Origin of the sequence: Helcococcus sp. KG196, assembly GCF_046035495.1 — a bacterium.
GTDB classification, from domain to species: Bacteria; Bacillota; Clostridia; order Tissierellales; family Peptoniphilaceae; genus Helcococcus; species Helcococcus ovis.
Genome location: NZ_JBFNFI010000004.1, coordinates 101,560 through 120,703 on the forward strand (window position 1 = coordinate 101,560; position 19,144 = coordinate 120,703).

The 19,144-nt window shown below is 27.8% G+C and carries 16 protein-coding genes and 1 pseudogene; 12 read left to right on the forward strand and 5 right to left on the reverse strand.

Annotated features, from left to right (window positions below; translation table 11 throughout):
- Positions 1–5 precede the first annotated feature (5 nt).
- The 12 genes from yaaA (at position 6) to ABGF45_RS03250 (ending at position 13,974) form a co-directional block, all read left to right on the forward strand.
- A complete protein-coding gene (yaaA, locus tag ABGF45_RS03195) occupies positions 6–218 on the forward strand; it encodes a S4 domain-containing protein YaaA (protein ID WP_134710810.1) in 213 nt (70 codons plus the stop codon).
- Complete coding sequence (gene recF / locus ABGF45_RS03200; RefSeq protein WP_408112600.1) at positions 218–1,327, forward strand: DNA replication/repair protein RecF; 1,110 nt, start codon at positions 218–220, stop codon at positions 1,325–1,327. The genes yaaA and recF overlap by 1 nt, the downstream gene beginning before the upstream one ends.
- Before the next feature lies 1 nt (position 1,328).
- Positions 1,329–3,242, forward strand: coding sequence for a DNA topoisomerase (ATP-hydrolyzing) subunit B (gene gyrB / locus ABGF45_RS03205; protein WP_134710808.1), 1,914 nt, complete (start codon positions 1,329–1,331; stop codon positions 3,240–3,242).
- 13 nt (positions 3,243–3,255) lie between these two features.
- Entirely contained in the window at positions 3,256–5,688 is a 2,433-nt protein-coding gene (gyrA, locus tag ABGF45_RS03210; protein WP_408112601.1) for a DNA gyrase subunit A, read from the forward strand.
- Between the two features lie 8 nt (positions 5,689–5,696).
- Positions 5,697–6,005, forward strand: coding sequence for an STAS domain-containing protein (locus tag ABGF45_RS03215; protein ID WP_134710806.1), 309 nt, complete (start codon positions 5,697–5,699; stop codon positions 6,003–6,005).
- Positions 6,005–6,352, forward strand: a complete 348-nt coding sequence (locus ABGF45_RS03220) for a hypothetical protein (RefSeq protein ID WP_134710805.1) — start codon at positions 6,005–6,007, stop codon at positions 6,350–6,352. The genes ABGF45_RS03215 and ABGF45_RS03220 overlap by 1 nt, the downstream gene beginning before the upstream one ends.
- 9 nt (positions 6,353–6,361) lie before the next feature.
- On the forward strand, positions 6,362–7,222 hold the full coding sequence (locus ABGF45_RS03225; protein ID WP_134744059.1) for a SigB/SigF/SigG family RNA polymerase sigma factor: 861 nt from the start codon (positions 6,362–6,364) through the stop codon (positions 7,220–7,222).
- On the forward strand, positions 7,212–9,311 hold the full coding sequence (locus tag ABGF45_RS03230) for a GH92 family glycosyl hydrolase (RefSeq protein ID WP_408112602.1): 2,100 nt from the start codon (positions 7,212–7,214) through the stop codon (positions 9,309–9,311). The genes ABGF45_RS03225 and ABGF45_RS03230 overlap by 11 nt, the downstream gene beginning before the upstream one ends.
- A gap of 140 nt (positions 9,312–9,451) precedes the next feature.
- Positions 9,452–10,780 carry an aminopeptidase C gene (locus ABGF45_RS03235; RefSeq protein ID WP_408112603.1) on the forward strand — a complete coding sequence of 443 codons (1,329 nt, stop codon included), beginning with the start codon at positions 9,452–9,454 and terminating at the stop codon, positions 10,778–10,780.
- 358 nt (positions 10,781–11,138) lie between these two features.
- Positions 11,139–11,444, forward strand: coding sequence for a hypothetical protein (locus tag ABGF45_RS03240; protein WP_408112604.1), 306 nt, complete (start codon positions 11,139–11,141; stop codon positions 11,442–11,444).
- 594 nt (positions 11,445–12,038) lie between these two features.
- Positions 12,039–13,031: a papain-like cysteine protease family protein gene (locus tag ABGF45_RS03245; protein WP_408112605.1), complete on the forward strand. Its 993-nt coding sequence runs from the start codon at positions 12,039–12,041 to the stop codon at positions 13,029–13,031.
- A 10-nt stretch (positions 13,032–13,041) separates the two neighbouring features.
- Entirely contained in the window at positions 13,042–13,974 is a 933-nt protein-coding gene (locus tag ABGF45_RS03250) for a hypothetical protein (protein ID WP_408112606.1), read from the forward strand.
- A gap of 146 nt (positions 13,975–14,120) precedes the next feature.
- Here the strand turns inward: ABGF45_RS03250 and ABGF45_RS03255 are convergent.
- The 5 genes and pseudogenes from ABGF45_RS03255 to ABGF45_RS03275 all read right to left on the reverse strand — a co-directional run.
- Positions 14,121–14,228: pseudogene (locus ABGF45_RS03255) on the reverse strand (transposase); the annotation flags it as partial.
- Positions 14,229–14,308: 80 nt separating this feature from the next.
- A complete protein-coding gene (locus ABGF45_RS03260; RefSeq protein ID WP_134744057.1) occupies positions 14,309–14,779 on the reverse strand; it encodes a thermonuclease family protein in 471 nt (156 codons plus the stop codon).
- Positions 14,780–14,836: 57 nt separating this feature from the next.
- Positions 14,837–15,790 carry a type I phosphomannose isomerase catalytic subunit gene (locus ABGF45_RS03265; RefSeq protein ID WP_408112607.1) on the reverse strand — a complete coding sequence of 318 codons (954 nt, stop codon included), beginning with the start codon at positions 15,788–15,790 and terminating at the stop codon, positions 14,837–14,839.
- A 159-nt stretch (positions 15,791–15,949) separates the two neighbouring features.
- Entirely contained in the window at positions 15,950–18,670 is a 2,721-nt protein-coding gene (locus tag ABGF45_RS03270; RefSeq protein WP_408112608.1) for a cation-translocating P-type ATPase, read from the reverse strand.
- Between the two features lie 283 nt (positions 18,671–18,953).
- Positions 18,954–19,144: hypothetical protein (locus ABGF45_RS03275; protein WP_408112609.1), on the reverse strand; the 191-nt coding region annotated here is incomplete at its 5' end.

The following is a 19,144-nucleotide window of genomic DNA, read 5'->3' on the forward strand; positions in this document are numbered from 1 at the left end:
GAATTATGAATAAAAAAGTAAAAATTAAAACAGAATTTATAAAATTAGATCAGTTATTGAAATATGTATCAGTAGTTCAAACTGGTGGAGAAGCAAAAGAATTAATAATTGATGGTAATGTAAAATTTAATGGTGAGATTTGTACACAAAGAGGAAAAAAAATTAGAGTTGGGGATGTAGTAGAAGTTTTAGATTATACTATTGAAATAGAGGAATAATGATAATTAAAGAATTAAGACTTATCAACCATAGAAATTATGAAGATGAAACAATAATTTTTCATGATAACACAAATATTTTAGTAGGTAAGAATGCTCAAGGAAAGACTAATTTACTTGAAGCCATATATATTTGTGCAAGGGGATATAGTTTTAAAAATCTTAAAGAAAATGAATTAATAAATTTTAATAAAGATCAGTTGTATTTAAGAGCTAAAATATTAAATAATGATAAAAAGAAAATTGTAGAGATAAAGCTATCTAAGAGAGAAAAGAAAAAAATAAGAATAAATGAAGTAGAGATAAATAATCTGGGTGAATTAAAAAGTCAATTTGGAGTTGTAATATTTTCACCCGAAGAAATTTTAATAGTTAAAGAGACTCCTCATATGAGAAGAAGATTTATAGATGATATTATTTCAAACAATGATATAAGTTATAAAACCTACCTTTATAATTATAATAAGATTAGGAGTCAAAAAAATGAATTATTAAAAAATAGTAAAACAAAATATTTTAATCAACTTTTAAATACATATAATCAAAAGTTAGTTGAATATGGTTCAAAGATAGCTATATATAGATATAAATATTTAGAAATATTGAGAGAATATGCTAAAGAGTTTCATAAGGAATTAAGTTCAGGTAAGGAAGAATTAGATATAGAATATATAAATAATTATTCAGAAAAATTTTCGAATCTTGAAATTATTCAAAAAAATTATCAGAAAAATATTATAGAAAATACAGAAAAAGAGATAAATAGATTTTCAAGTATTATCGGTCCACATAAAGATGATTTAGTTTTTAATATAAATGGAAAAGATGCTAAAATTTATGGTTCACAAGGACAGCAAAGAACAATAATGTTATCATTAAAATTAGCTGAAGCAAAATTAATAGAAACTATCACAAAGACAAAACCAATACTTTTATGGGATGATGTTTTTTCAGAACTTGATAATGTGAGAGCTTCATTATTGGTTGAAAAGTCTAAAAAATATCAAAACATAATTACTACAAATACTTTACTAAATATAGATTTGAGTAATCTAAATGATAATATTTATAAAATCGTAGATGGTAAAGTTATCAATGAAAGGAAATAGAATGGCAAAAAATACAAATTATGGTGAACAAAACATCAGGGTTTTAGAGGGACTTGAAGCAGTTCGTGTAAGACCGGGTATGTATATTGGTTCTACTGATGAAAGAGGTCTACATCATTTAGTATACGAAGTTGTAGATAACTCTGTTGATGAAGCGTTGGCAGGAAGAGCGGATGCTATTGAAATAAAAATTCATAAGGACGGATCTTGTGAAGTTAAAGATAATGGATCAGGTATTCCTGTAAAAAAACATGCTACAACAGGAAAATCAACGTTGGAAACAGTATTAACAATTCTTCATGCTGGTGGTAAATTTGACTCTGAAGCATATGCATTTTCAGGAGGTTTACATGGTGTAGGGGTTTCAGTTGTAAACGCATTATCAAATAAATTAGTTGCAGAAGTTAAAAGGGATGGTTTTAGATATACTCAAGAATTTAAGCGAGGAGATGCAACCACAAAATTAGTTAAACATGAGGCTACTGAAGAAACAGGTACATCTGTAAGATTTTGGCCCGATGATACTATTTTTGAGACAATAGAATTTAATAGAAAAACATTGGAAAAAAGATTTCAAGAAATGTCTTTCTTGAATGAAGGATTAAAAATTACACTTATAGATGAAAGGGAAGAAAATCCATATAAGAAGATATTTTTAGCAGAAGGAGGATTATCTTCTTTTGTAGAATTTTTAAATTCTAAAAAGACTGCTTTACATAATGATATTATTCATTTTAAAGGAATGGTAGATGGATCAGAAGTTGATATAGCATTTCAATATTCTGATGCATATTCTGAAAATATATTATCTTTTGCTAACACTGTTCTTACAGGGGAAGGTGGTACTCATTTAACAGGTTTCAGATCAGGTCTTACAAAGACTGTAAATAATTATGCTAGAGAATATGAAATGTTAAAAGAAAAAGATGAAAATTTTTCAGGTGAAGATATCAGAGAAGGTATAACTGCTATTGTTGCTGTAAAATTGTCAAATCCTCAATTTGAAGGACAAACAAAAGCTAAATTGGGTTCTTCAGAAATGAGAGGAATAGTAGATACATTTTTAACTGAAAAATTTTCAGCATATTTGGAAGAAAATCCTAAGGTTGCAAAATTAATAGTTGATAAATGTGAAGCCTCAAGAAGAGCTAGAGAAGCCTCAAAGAAAGCTAGAGATATTTCCAGAAAACAAAATTCAATATTGTCAAATACAACACTTCCGGGTAAATTAGCAGAGTGTCAATCTACAGATATTACAGAAAATGAAATATTTATAGTCGAAGGGGATTCAGCCGGAGGATCGGCAAAGTTAGGCAGAGATAATAGAACTCAAGCTATTTTGCCTATTAAAGGTAAAATTATGAATGTTGAAAAAGCTAGAGTAGCTAAAGTTTTAAGTTCTGACGAAATTAAAGCGTTAATAACAGCTTTTGGAACAGGTATCGGTGAAGATTTTAATATAAAAAAATTGCGTTATGGAAAAATTATCATAATGACAGATGCTGATGTTGATGGAGCTCATATAGATACCTTGTTATTAACATTCTTTTATAGGTATTTGAGACCTTTAATTGAAAATGGAAATGTGTTTATTGCACAACCACCATTATTTAAGGTAACTCAAGGTAAAAAAGAACGATACGTTTATGATGAAAAAGAGTTGAAAGTTGTATTAGAGGGAATTAAAGGTGAAAATTACAAGTTGAGTAGATATAAAGGGCTTGGTGAAATGAATGCCGATCAATTATGGGAAACTACAATGCATCCTGATAATAGAATTTTAATTCAAGTAAAAATTGATAATGAATCAATTACTTTAGATGATACATTTACAACATTGATGGGTGATAAAGTTGAACCAAGAAGAGAATTTATAGAAGAAAATGCACAATATGCTAAAAATATTGATGCATAGAATGGAGTAAAGAATGGCAGAATTTGATAAATCAAATATTATATCTCAAGATATTGAGACAAAAATGAAAGAAGCTTATCTTGATTACTCTATGTCAGTTATTGTTTCAAGGGCATTGCCTGATGTTAGAGATGGTCTAAAGCCAGTTCATAGAAGAATACTTTATGGAATGAATCAATTGGGATTAGCACCAAATAAACCTCATAGAAAGTCTGCAAGACTTGTAGGGGAAGTAATGGGGCGTTTTCATCCACATGGAGATTCAGCAATTTATGATGCAGTTGTAAGATTAGCTCAAGATTTTAATACAAGATATCCTTTGGTTGATGGTCAAGGTAACTTTGGATCTATAGATGGAGACGGTGCTGCTGCTCAACGTTACACTGAAGTAAGGATGACAAAGCTTACTTTGGAGATGTTAAGAGAAATAAATAAAGATACAGTTGATTTTCAACCAAATTTTGATGAAGAAGAATTAGAACCGAAAGTATTGCCTGCAAGATTTCCTAATTTACTTGTTAACGGTTCTGCAGGGATTGCTGTAGGTATGGCAACTAATATGGCACCTCATAATTTAGGAGAGGTTATAGACGGTTGTGTAGCTTTTATTGATGATAAAGATATTACTGTTGAAGGGTTAATGAAGCACATAAAAGGTCCTGATTTTCCAACAGGAGCAAATATTATGGGGAGAAAACCTATAATTGATGCATACAAAACAGGTAGAGGAAAAGTTAAATTAAGAGCTGAAGCTCATATTGAAGAATTTAAGAGTAAACATATTATAGTGGTTACAGAAATTCCTTATCAAGTTAATAGAGCTAGATTAATTATGAAAATAGCTGAACTGGTTAGAGATAAAAAATTGGAAGGTATTGCTGATTTAAGAGATGAATCTAATAGAAATGGTACGAGAATAGTTATCGAAACTAAAAGAGATGCTAATCCAAATGTTGTATTAAATAATTTATACAAGCATACTCAATTAACAACAACATTCGGCATTATAAATCTTGCATTGGTTGATGGTGTTCCAAAAGTATTAACGTTGAAAGAATTAATTCATTATTATATTGAGCATCAAAAAGAAGTTGTAACAAGAAGAACAAAGTTTGATTTGGATAAAGCAGAAGCTAGAGCTCATATTGTTGAAGGATTGAGAATTGCTTATGACAATATTGATGAAATAGTTAAAATTATAAGATCTAATTATGATGACGAAGAAATTAAGAAAGAATTTACAAAGAGATTTGGTTTAACAGATATTCAAGGTCAAGCAATATTAGACATGCAATTAAAGAGATTGAATGGTCTTAATGTTGAAAAATTAGAAGAAGAATATAATGAATTATTGGCTACAATCAAGAGATTAAAAGAAATTCTTGCGGATGAAAGCATCTTAATGGGAATAATCAAGGAAGAATTATTAGAAATCAAAGAAAAATATTCTGATGAAAGAAGAACTAGAATTAAAAGAGATGTAGAAGAAGTTGATGAAGAAGATTTAATTGAAGAAGAAGAAGTTATAATTACATTGACAAATCAAGGATATATTAAGCGATTACCTGCAGATACCTATAAAGTTCAAAATAGAGGTGGAAGAGGGGTTACAGGGATGACAACAAAAGAAGATGATTTTGTTCAAAACTTATTTGTAACAAGTACTCATGATAATATCTTATTCTTCACAAATAAAGGTAAAGTATTTAAGAAAAAAGCCTTTGAAATAAAAGAAGGTAAGAGACAATCAAAAGGTCAAGCGATTATAAATATTCTACAATTAACACAAGGTGAAAAAGTTTCAGCAGTAATACCTGTAAAAGAAAAATATGATGATAAATTTATAATTTTAGCCACAAAAGAAGGTAAAATTAAGAGAATAGAAGCTAGTGAATTCTATAATATTAGAACAACAGGTATAATAGCAATAACCTTAAATGAAGGGGATGAATTAATTGGTGCTAGAGAAGTAGATGCTGATACTAATGTATTGATGGTAACAGAAAATGGGCAATCAATAATATTTAACCTTAAAGATGTAAGACCGATGGGTAGAACTGCCCAAGGTGTAAAGGGAATCTCGCTAAATAAAGGTGATAATGTCGTTGATTTAAGTGTGATAGATAATAATGAATATATCTTTATAGTTTCAGAAAAAGGCTATGGTAAAAAGACGTTAATTAAATATTATAGTCCACAAAATAGAGGTGGTAAAGGTGTAAAAACATATAAATTAACACCGAAGACAGGAAAAATAGTTGCATCAAAATTAGTAAACCAAGAAGATCAAATAATTTTAGTATCTGCAAATGGAGAAATTATTAGACTAAATGTAAAAGATATTTCAACAATGGGAAGAACAACTCAAGGGGTAAGATTGAAGAAAGTTCGCTCTGATGAAGAAAATATAGTTGCATGTGCAAAATATATAGAAGAAGTTGAATAGGAGATTTTATGGCATTTGAAGCAAAATATAAAGAAAATGAAAATTTTGAAATACATTTATCAGGAGACTTAGATATAAATGTAGTTGAAAATTTTAAAAATGAAATTTTAGATAAGTATAAAATATTAGATAAGAATATTGTTTTTGATTTTTCGGATCTAAAATATATAGATTCTACTGGAATTGGTGTAATAATGACTGTTTATAAGGAGGCAAAGGATAAGCTAAAAACATTGACAATAAAAAATGCTAATAGAAATATTTATAAGTTATTTAAAATTACAAAACTAACAGAATTGTTCAATATGGAGGACTAATGGATGTTATAAAAATTCAATTACCTAGTAATCCTATATACACTCAACTTTTAAGATTATCATCAGCTTCTTTGGCTAATAAAGTAGGATTTGATGTAGATAAAGTTGCAGATTTACAACAGGTTGTATCTGAAATATTTACCTTAATAATTCCTAGTAATGAAAAAGTAGATATATCATTTACACTTGGAGAATCATATATAAAAGTCGATTTTAAAAATTTGAAATTTGTTAAAGAAGATAATCAAAATGATGCTATTTTTGAAATTAAAAGACAAATTATATTGTATCTATCTGATCAATTATTCATAGAGGATGATAAAATAATAGTTGTTTTAAATAAATAAGGATGTACTATGGCAGATGTAAAAAAATCTGAAGAGAAAATAAAAGATTTTGAAAGTTTTAAAAATTTAGAAAAATTAAGATCTAAAGAAAAAAAATTGGAAAAATCAGAAAATTCTGAAGATAAAAAAGAATTACAGAAAATTAAAAGAGAAATAAAATTAATAAGAGATGATTTGATTTCTAAAAATCTTTATATTGCTGAAATTTTGGCTAAAAAATATTCTAATAGAGGTATTGAATATGATGATTTATATCAAATTGCATCATTAGGTTTAATCCTTGCTTTAGATAGATTTAATGCAGATAGAGGATTCGAATTTTCTTCATTTGCTACTCCTACAATTACCGGTGAGATAAAAAGATATTTTAGAGATAAAGGTTGGGTAATAAGAGTACCTAGAAGAATACAAGAATTATCTAAAAGAATTAATAATGCAAAAAATGATTTGTCTCAAAGTCTTCAAAAAACACCTACAATCGATGAAATTGCTGATTTCTTAAATGTATCATCTGAAGAGGTAATTGAAGCAATGGATGCATCACAGGTTTATTCACCTCAATCTATAGATAAAAATTTAGATTTTTCATCAGAAGAAAGAGAAGTAAGTTTTGCAGATTTAATTGGAGAAGAGGATAAAAATTATCAAATAGTTGAAGATATGGCATTTATTAAAGAGGCTATGGAAAATTTTGATGATTTAGAAAGAAAAATTGTTGTTTATAGATATTTCGATAAAATGACACAAGGTGAAATAGCTGAAAAGCTGAATGTTAGTCAAATGACAGTTTCAAGACTTGAAAAAAAAGTAATAGATAAATTTAGAAAAGAGCTAAATGTAACCGTTAAAAAGAGGAAATATGAAAAATAAATTTTTAGAACAATTTAGAAAGTATAAATTTACAGATACAAGAGTTGGAACTGACAGTATTTATGAGTTTTCAAATGGTAATACACTTCCATATACGGGAGAACCTTTCGGTTCAAATTATTTTTGTGTACAAACTAAAAAAGAAGTCGGTTCATGGTGGTTTAATCCTAATCATATAACATTTGAAGGCTTTAGAATAACTCATCAACCAAGTCCATGGATGGGAGATTTTAGCTCATTTACAATATTGCCGTCAAATAAAATAGAAAATGTAAGAAAATATAAAAATAAAGAATCAAATTTCTTGCCTCATTATAATGAAATTATATTTGAAAATGACGAAGTTGCAATGATTACAGCATCAAAAAATTCAGCAATAATTAAATATAATGTAAAAAATCCTCAGTTTATTTTAGAAGGAAAAAATTTAGTTTTAGAAAAGAAAGATAATATAGTTGAAGGATATGTTAATAATTTTTCTGGTTGTGAAGATGAAAATTTCAAAATGTATGTAGTTATAGATTTTGTTGATGATTTTGATTTTGAAAAATTGGAAGAGGATAAGTATTTAATCTCATCTTCCAATAATGAATTATACTTATCAACATCATTTATTTCCTTAAATCAAGCTAAATTTAATCATAGAATAATGACTAGAGATTTTGAAAAAATGTTAACTGAAACAGAGAAAAAATGGCAAAAATATTTTGATAAATTTGAAATTGATAACTTTGATGAAGAATCAAATTATGATCAGTACAGTCCATATGATAAAATTTCTCAAGAAAAAATGTTTTATCATGCAGTTTATAGAGCATTTTTATTCCCAATGAGATTTTATGAAGTTGATGAAAATGGCGAAAATCTACATTATGACACATTATCAAAATCTGTAAAAAAAGGTAAAATGTTTACCAATATGGGAATGTGGGATTTGCATAAAACTTTATTTCCGCTATTTTCATTAATTGATAGAGAAATTTTTGAAGATATACTTGAAGGGTATATTAATCAATATAACGAAAGTGGATATTTACCAAAATGGCTTTCTCCTGATGAAAGAGGTTTAATGCCCGGGACACTGGTGGATAATGTAATTGCAGAGGCATCATCAAAAGGTATTGGAAATAAATATATGAAAGAGCTTTTAGATGCAATGATTAAATGTGCTGAAGTTTCTTCCGGAAAGGTAACTTATGGAAGAACAGGAACTAGGGAATATAGACATTATGGATATGTGCCATCTGATCTACATGAGTCGGTAAATCAAACGATTGATAATTGTCTATCTGATTGGTCTATAGGTATGGTTGCAAATAATTTAGGAAAGAATGAGATTGCGAAAAAATATTTTGATTATTCTAAAAATTATAAATTATTATTTGATAATAAAACAGGATTTATGAGGGCAAAGGATAGGAGTGGAAATTTTACTGATGGATTTGATCCTCTAAATTGGGGATCGCCGTATACTGAAGGGTCTGCATATCAAAATTCATACAATATTTATCATGATGTAAATGGTTTAATTGAATTATTTGGTGGAAAAGAAAATTTTAGTAAAAAGCTTGAAGCATTGACTAATGCGAAAACTGAATACAAATATGGTGCGTATGGATATGAAATTCATGAAATGAGAGAGTATGCAATGGCTCATTTGGGACATCATGCGATATCAAATCAACCATCATTTCATCTTCCATATTTATTTAATTATGTAGATCAGCCTAAAAATACTCAATTAATTATTAAGGAAATATTGTTAAACTATTTTAGATATGATTGGAAGGGATATCCGGGAGATGAGGATAATGGATCTATGTCAGCTTGGTACATATTTTCAAGTTTAGGGTTTTATCCATTTTGTCCGGGCTCTAATGAATATCAATTAGGCATTCCATTTTGGAACAATGCATCAATAACTTTATACAATGGAAATAAAATAAATATAAAAGTTAATGAAAACTATCATCAAAAGAAATTTGTAAAAGAATTGAAAATTAACGGAAGCATTTTTGATGAAACAAAAATTACATGGGAAATCTTGGAAAATGGATGTGATTTTGAATATACACTTGGCTTGATTTAGATGTAAAACGGTTAATTATATGAAAATTTATTAGGTATATAATTTTATTATTACAAAATTTTTCTTGAAAAATATATATTTTGATATATAATATTAGGTATACCTAAATGATATAAAAAATAATAAAAAAGGAGTGAATTATGAAAATTGATAATAAGTTTTTAGAAGATTCTAATAAAAGTTTTACTTCAGATAGAGCTTTTAGAATTGCTCAAAGAGCTGCAACTAATACAGGTTTATTAGAATCAACAATTGATAGAAGAGAAAATGATACAAATAGGCATGAGTTTAATGTTAATTTAACTGATACAAAGATTAGATATCAAAAACAATCAGGTAGATGTTGGATTTTTGCAGCAATGAATGTTTTAGAATACAAATTGGCACAAAAATTTAATTTGAAAGAATTTGAAATTTCTCAAAGTTATATTTATTTCTTTGATAAATTAGAAAGATGTAATTATTTTTATGAATCAATCTTAAATACTTTAGATGAAGACTTGGAAGGAAGATTGGTGTCTCACATTCTTACTGCTCCAATGGGAGATGGTGGACAATGGGATATGGTAAAAAATATCATTAGAAAATATGGTGTTGTACCAAAAAATTACATGCCGGAATCAGAAAGTTCTTCAAGCAGTTCTCAAATGAATAATTACTTAACAAAAATTTTAAGAATGAACGCTAAAAATTTAAGAAAAGCTTATGAATCCGGTAAATCTAGAGAAGAATTGGAAAAGATGATTGAAGGATATATGACAGATATCTATAATGCACTTTCTATTTCTTTAGGTACACCTCCAACAAAAGTAGATTTTGAATCAAGAGATAAAGATGATAATTTTGTTTCATACAAGAATATTACACCAAAAGAATTTTTTGAACTAATTGAAATGGATTTAGATGAATATGTTTCAATAATCAATGCACCAACAAAAGATAAACCTTACTATAATTCATATACAGTAGAATTTTTAGGAAATGTAGTTGAAGGGGATATCGTTAGATATGTAAACTTGCCAATTGAAGAAATGAAAAAAGCGATTTTGCGTCAATTACAAGATAAAGAACCAGTATGGTTTGGTTGTGATGTAGGACAATTCTTCTCTAGAGGTGGTTCAAGATTAGATTTAACAACAGCTAATGTATTTGATATGTTTAATGTAAAATATGATTTTAATAAAGAAGAAAGACTTGATTATCATGAATCATTAATGACACATGCTATGGTATTTATGGGATGTGACTATGATGAAGCAAATGATAAAATTAACAGATATAGAGTTGAAAATACTTGGGGTGAACAATCAGGAAACAAAGGTTTCTTAGTAATGAGTGATGAATGGTTTGATGAATATATGTATCAAGCATTAATCAACAAAAAACACTTATCAAAAGAAGTAATAGAAGCTTATGAAAAAGAACCAATTAAATTAAAACCATGGGATCCAATGGGTTCATTGGCATAGTAAATTTTAGGAACTAAGAGAGATTTTAGTTCCTTTTTTTGTATGACATTTATAAAGAAACTTAGTGGGAACCTAAGAACAAGATTAAGAATAATATGTTGGAAAATGTGGAAAGTGCCAAGCAAAAGATAATGGGCGTTAATGAAGATGGGTATTGGAAAAGACTTGGCAAGATTGACGTCACATTGTGATAACAGGTACTATTTGTAGTGTAAATGCTAATCTAAAAGTTGACCATTTTTCGGATATTATTAACCGATTTATGGACCACTTTTAGATTAGCATTTACAAACACGAAGGACTAGGGCAAGTATATAGAAAATGCGTTGATGCAGGATATAAACGAAGCTATAGATCAATGTGTAAACAGATAAAGAAGCTTAAAGACTATGAAAAACCTCAGAAAATAAGTTACCCAAAAAGCAAATATAAGCTATTAAAAGGAAATTATCCGAGAGAATTTGTAGAAATAGATGTAAAATATGTTCCAATTGAAGGTATAGGATTTAAGAGTAATTACGAAAGATACTATCAAATAACAGCGATAGACTTATACAGTAGAAAAAGAATCCTTAAATTGGTAAATGAAAATAGCACTCATGAAACATCAAAAATGCTAAAAACACTTGAAAAAAACTTTGGATTTAAAATAAAAACTGTATAGACAGATAATGGTAAAGGATTTTGTAATGATAGAGAACAAAAGAAATCAGCATTTGAAAAAGTATTAGAATATTTAGATATAAAATATATAAGAACAAGACCATATTCACCTTGGCAAAATGGTGTGGTAGAAAGAAGTCATAAGATAGATAATGATTAATTTTACAGTAAGAGAAGATTTACAAACGAAAAAGAAATGTACAAATCATTTCAAAGATATAGTATGAGAACAAATAATATAGCAAGAATAGTATTAGAATTTAAGACACCAAATGAAATGGTTGAGGGATATTTCAAAAGGGCATCATAAGTCTACAAACGATGCATATCCCAGTCAAGGGCCGCTTCACTTTTGCCCCTTGACAGAAATATGCATTATTTGTTAATGCTTATTAAGCCCTTTGAAAAATATTATTAGATTGGTTTCTTGTCACATATGTTTGACAACTCTAGATTATATTTTTTACATTTTTACAAAAAATATTGACAATATGAAAAAGTTTTCTTACAATTATATCGTGAGAAAAAAAATAACAATAACAATAGAGCTCTTAATAGTAAGAATGACACTAACTTAAATTTTAGGAGAAAATATTTGAAAAAATTTTTTATGAAAAAAATTATATTATTTATATTAATTTTAATTTTTATTAATCAAATAAATATTTATGCTAAGATGGTAACAATTTATGATGATGAAATGTCAGATTTTGGAAAAGATACAATGTATCCAGAAATAGCACAAAATTTATCACTACAAAAAAATACTAATAAATATAGTAAAGATGATTGGATAAAAAGTTCAGATGGAAGATGGTGGTATAGGCATAAAGATGGGTCATATACAAAAGATGATTGGGAAAAAATAGATGATAAGTGGTACTTATTTGATAAATCAGGATGGATGCTTTATGGATGGCAATACAGAAGAGGAAGTTATTATTATTTAGGAAAAAGTAGTGATGGATCTATGAAAATAGGATGGGAAAAAGTAGATGACAAATGGTATTTTATGAATTCAGATGGAAAAATGAGGACATCAACATTAATACAAAATAATAGAACATATACATTTTTTTCATCTGGAGAGTTACAAACAACTATTATAAATATTAATAAAATAATTCAAAAACAATCTAGATGGTGTTGGGCAGCATCGGCTAAAATGGTAGGAACATATGGTATAAATTATAATATTACTCAAGAAGAAATTGTAAATCATGTAAAAAAAATGATTATAGATAAAGGGGCGAATGATAAAGAATTTTCTGATGCAATAAATTTTGCATCAAATAATACTAAGATAACACTAATAGATTACAATAGAATTTATGATTTTAAGTTTGTGGTTGATAAAATTGATAAAAATAAATTAATGGGAGTACATTTTACTTTTGATGGAATACCTTTTGGACATGCTATAGTTTTTTCGGGATATAGAGTAGGAGAAACAGAAGCAGAAAATAAGATTTATATTGTAGATCCTGATAAAAATGCTACTAGTAGGTTTTATTACTTTAATGAGTTATTAAATGGATGTAAAATGGATAGTGGACAAGGACGTATATTAGCGTATATATATTATTAAGTGAGGAAAAATGAAAAAATTAAATTTATATATAATAGTATTTTTGATGATTATAGTATTACCAGTTAATACATATGCAAATGGAGTAGAGTTTTATGTTACAAATTCAAGGAAAAACGATATAAATGAAATAAAGGAACAATTTGATGATTTATTAAAAGATATGGACGTTGTACCTAAAGGTAAAAGTATAGAAGATTTTGAAATAGACAAATTTATGCAAATATATATAGGAGCTGATGTATTTAAAAATGAAAATATTAGTGAAGAAGAATTAAGAAATGTTATGGAAAATTTAAAAACTTATTGGGCAATTCAGTACAATAATAAGGATTCAGATAAAAATTTAGGGACCCAAGATAAAGTGAAATCTTTTGATTTTGATGTTATAAAAGTTCATAATATATTAGGTAGAAGAAAAAGATTTGATAAGTTAAGTGATGAACAAATTAAGTTTTATGAAAAAAATGGTAAATGGGTTGTTCAATCATATGCTGAAAATGTATATAAATATCATAAAAAAGATGGAATAAATTATATATTAAAAAAATATAATATAACCCCAAAAACACTTTATATTTTAGATTCACCAGGATTTGTAAGAGGAATTTATGCTACATATTTTGATGAAAAAGGAAAAATAAATTTTATAAATATAAGAGAATGTCAATTAGTATATGCGAAAGAGATATATGGAATAGTTGAAGAAAATTATAAGCCAGATTACAAAATATTTTATACATATGAGGAGATGAAGAAAAAATCTGAAGAAATAAAATTAGATGCAAATCCTAATATAATGGGTTCAGGAAATTCTTCAAGTAATCAAAAAGAAACAAAAAAAGAAAATAAAAGAAATTATAAAACTATAATATATGCATCAGTAGCTATTATACTAATTTTAGGAATTTCTTTTGTAGTAATTAAGAAAAGAAAAAAATAATATACATAAAAAATTGGTTATGTAAATAATTTTGTGTATCAGTCTATTATTGATTAAGATATATTTATATTTTTGAAAAATTAATTCTGATCAGATATTTTATTTTACAATTTGATTGTTACATAAAATTTTAAATTTATTAAATTTAATTTTCTTAACTGTCTATTAAAATTTTCTGTTGAGTTTGTTGTATATATTAATCTTCTTATATCTTCCGGGTATTTAAGATATGTTGAAAGTTCAGTCCAATTATTAAAAAAATCTTTCTGATTAAGTCTATATTACCTTAATCAGAAAGATTTTCATACACAAAATTTATTACAGTTTCCTTTTTTCATTTAAATTTATAACCAATGCTCCAAAGACCTTTTTTATTTTTTCTTGCTTTTTGAAATAGTTTTGTAAATTTTTTTGTATATTTAACATTTGGTGCTATTGTAAGAGGTTTTGCAAATCCGTTTTCTATGATAGTTTCATTCACCATCTTGTTATTTAAATATACGTAAGCTAAAAGTCTTTTATATTTATCTCTCTTTTGAACATCGAGTTCAATGCTTACTTTTTTACCAGTTAAAAGTTTTTTTGTATATAATGAAGCCATTTTTCCATATTTTGTATTTTTTTTAGGATTGGGATGTACTGATTCCGGTGTGTCAATCCCTAGAAGCCTCACAGTTTCATTCTTATTATTGATATTTATCACTATCGTATCTCCATCAAATATTTTCACAACATTATAAAGTTTTTTATTTGAGCAAGAAGTTAATATTAATAAAATTAATATAAAGCAAATTATTTTTTTCATGGATACTCCTTTAAAATAAAAGAGAAATAGCAATTAAGCCATTTCTCTCACTAATTTTTATAATGGTAATGTTGAAATTACATATTTTAATGTTCCACTCATTTTATATTTATTATTTTGGGCAGGAATGAAGTAAGAATCACCTTTTAACAATTTGTAAGTTTGTCCATTTTCATCTTCTAATATTCCTTCGCCGTCAACAACAATAATTGAGTGGAAAGAATCTTCACTAATATTGAACATTTCTTCTTCATCTTTCAGTTCTCCGGAAAATACATCAAAGTAGTCTGATTTAGCTAATCTTGTTAGTTTATCATTTATACTATTTTTGCTGTCAAATGAGTATTTTGGATTTGGAGTTAATCTTGAAACTTCAATAGCTTTTTCGACGTGAAGTTCTCTTTCATTTCCATCTTTATCTTTTCTCTTATAGTCATAAACTCTGTAAGTAATGTTTGAATTTTGTTGAATTTCGCAGATAACAATACCTGCACCGATTGCATGAACTGTCCCTGATTCTATAAACATTACATCTCCTGGTTTTACATAAACTTTGTTTAATAATTCTTCAATTGTTCCATCTTCAATAGATTTGCTATACTCTTTTTTTGTTATTTCTCTATTGAATCCATAATATAAGAATGCTCCCTCTTCAGCTTCAAGAATATACCACATTTCTGTTTTACCGTAGTCATTTTCGTGTTTTAGTCCATATTCATCTGAAGGATGAACTTGAATTGAAAGAGGTTTTAAAGCGTCTATAAATTTAATTAAAATTGGGAATCTGTCTTTGTCATAATTTTTTCCAATTACAGAATTTCCTTTTTCTTTTAAATAATCAGTAAATTTAATTTCACCATTTTCAATTATTGAAACACCATCTTTATGTGCTGACAATTCCCATGTTTCAGCCAAAACATCTTCATTACTTGTTTTATTATATTTTTCTTTTAATTTTGTACCACCCCAAAGGTAGTCTTTTGTGGCAGGTCTTAATTTTAATATTTCCATTTTGCCTCCAAGTTTAATAAATTTATCTCTTTACAATTATATCACTAATTTATATATAATAAAAAATAATTATTTTATAAAAATTTATTGTTATTAGATTTTTGTGTTCCATTTTGGGAGCAACTTAAAAGTGTTGCTTTTGACGGATACTTTTTAATTCTAATCATGCAATCCCATTTTTCTTTCAATAAGTTTGTGAATTTCACCAACTATAAATGGTAAAAATGCAAATGGAAGTATTATCCCCCAAGCTTGTAAATCTAAAGCAACTGTATTGAATATATTATTAACTCCTGGTGTATATACTACAACAAGTGTTAATATAAATGATCCTAAAAATGCATAAACTAATTGCATATTCGAAAAAATACCTAATTCAAATACTGTATATTTTTCTGATCTTGCAGAGAAAGATCTTAATAATTCTGATAAAATTAATGTTACAAAAGCAACTGTTTGAGCTGCTCGAACTTGTATTTCATGAGTATATCCCGCAAAAATAAAGTTATAGGATATGAAAAATGCACCTAAAGTTGCTACAGCTATTGCTATAGATTGAGCTGCAATATTATCTCTTAAATCCTTATCTATAATTTGATCGTCAGTTTTTCTAGGTGGTTCATTCATTATATCGGGTTCCCCTTTTTCAACACCAAGAGCTAATGCAGGGAATGAGTCTGTTACAAGGTTTAACCAAAGTAATTGAATAACTGTTAATGGAACAGGAGCTCCTACAATCATTGCAACTAACATTATAATAACTTCACCGATATTACATGAAAGTAAGAATGTTACAAATTTTTTGATATTTGCATAAATAATTCTTCCTTCTTCTACTGCATTTACTATTGTTGCAAAGTTATCATCTGTTAGTATAACTTCTGCTGTATTTTTAGCAACATCAGTACCAGTTATTCCCATTGCAATACCAATATCTGATTTTTTGATAGCTGGTGCATCATTTACACCATCACCAGTCATTGCAGCTATTTCTCCATTGTCTTTAAGAGCTGTAACAATTTGCACTTTATTTTCAGGAGAAACTCTAGCAAATACTCTCTTTACTTTAACTAATTCTCTAATTTGTTCATGAGTCATATCATTTAATTCTTTACCCATGATTGCTTGGTCAGCTTTAGTTGCAATACCTAAATCCTTAGCTATTGCAAGGGCTGTTTCAAGGTAGTCACCTGTAATCATAACAGGAGTAATACCTGCTGTCATACATTCTGCAATTGCAATTTTAGCTTCAGGTCTTGCAGGGTCAATCATTCCTGAAATTCCAATTAAAACTAAGTCTTTTTCTACTTCTTCGGTATTACTTGTTTCAGGTAATTTATTCCATTTTTTAAATGTATAAGCTAAAACTCTAAGAGCTTGTCTAGCATATTCAATATTTTTTTCTTGATATAATTCTTTTAATTCAGGAGTAAATTCTTTAATTTCTCCATTTAATAAAATATGTGAACACTTTTCAAAAATAATATCTGGAGCACCTTTTGTAAATGCTATGTAGTCATTTTCAAAATATCCTTTGTGAAATGTTGTCATCATTTTTCTTGATGAATCAAAAGGATATTCTTTAACCCTAGGATATGTTTCATTTAGAATTTTATTCGAAAGACCACCTTTTTCTCCCAGTGTAACCAATGCACCTTCTGTTGGATCTCCAACTATTTCCCATTTATTATTTTCATGTGTAAGTTTTGCATCACTATTTAAGCTAGCAGCTGTTAATAACATTTTTAAGTTTGAATGTTTTCCGATATCTATTTTTTGTCCGTCAACAGTGAAATCACCTTCTGGAGCATATCCAACGCCATCTACATCGTAAACTTTATCATCTGTGAATACTTTTTTTACAGTCATCTCATTTTGTGTCAATGTACCAGTTTTATCTGAACATATGAAAGTTGTTGTACCTAAAGTTTCTACAGCTAAAAGTTTTTTTACAATGGCGTTTCTTGCTGCCATTCTATTCATACCTATAGAAAGAACAATAGTAACTACGGCAGCTAAACCTTCAGGAATAGCAGCAACTGATAGAGATACAGCTGTCATAAGTGATTCAATAACATCCATATCCGGACGAATTAATCCTATTATAAATACTAATATTGAAATCGCAATAACTAATATACCAAGTGTTTTTGATAATTTTGATAATTTTTGTTGAAGAGGAGATTCCTCTTCTTTAGTTTGTTGAATATTTGTGGCAATTTTACCGATTTCTGTATCGTGACCGGTAGTTGCAACAACACCAATACATCTACCTCTTGTAATTATTGAGGATGAATGAATGTAGTTAGTTCTATCTCCAATTTCTATATCTTTATCAAAAATAACTTCAGCATCTTTATCAACTGGTACAGATTCTCCAGTTAATGAAGATTCATCACTTGAAAGGTTTTGACTTTCTAAAAGTCTAATATCTGCGGGTACGATATCCCCTGTTTCTAAATGAACAATATCACCCGGTACTAATTCAGTTGCCGGAATAGATTTTATTTTTCCATCTCTAAGTACTTTAGCATTTGGAGCTGACATTTGTTGTAAGGCTTTTACTGAATCCTCAGCCTTACCCTCTTGAACTAAGCTCATTCCTGCATTTAATACTACAATAGCTAAAATAATAATTGTTTCAATCATGTCTCCTGTAAGAGATGATAAAATAGCAGCAACCAAAAGAATAATTACCATTGGATCTAATAATTGTTCTATTAGTTTTTGGATAAATGATTTACCTTGTTTTTGTTCTAATTGATTCAAACCATATTTTTCAACTCTAGCTTTAGCTTCTTGAGATGAAAGCCCTGTATCTTTGTTTGCATTAAGATTTTTAAGAACAGTTTGATTATCATTTAGATAATATTTTTCCATTTTTACCTCCAATTTAAAATAAAAAAAAGACCTACAAATATTTTAGGTCTTGCTTCCTTTCGGTATTTAGCCGGGATAAATCCGTATTGACGACTAAATATATATAAGCTACTCCCCTAAGAGTTATTTATCTGTATTATACTAGATTTTTGGATTAAAGTAAATAAAAATAAAAGTTTTGCTAACGCCACTGTCTAGGATTGTCAAACATATGTGACAAGAAAGCAATCTAATAATATTTTCAAAAGTCATAATTATAATTCACAAACAATATATATTTCTGTCAATGAGATAAACAAACCGTACTTTGACAGGGATAGGCATTGTTTGTAGATTTATGATGCTCTTTTTCATCTTGTGTATGCTCATTAGGATGGCTATGTGGACGCCATGATTTATTTGTTAAAGATTTTACTGTATCATCATTTTTTTTGCCATCTTTGTACTTGTTGTCTGCTAGTTTTATATCTTCTT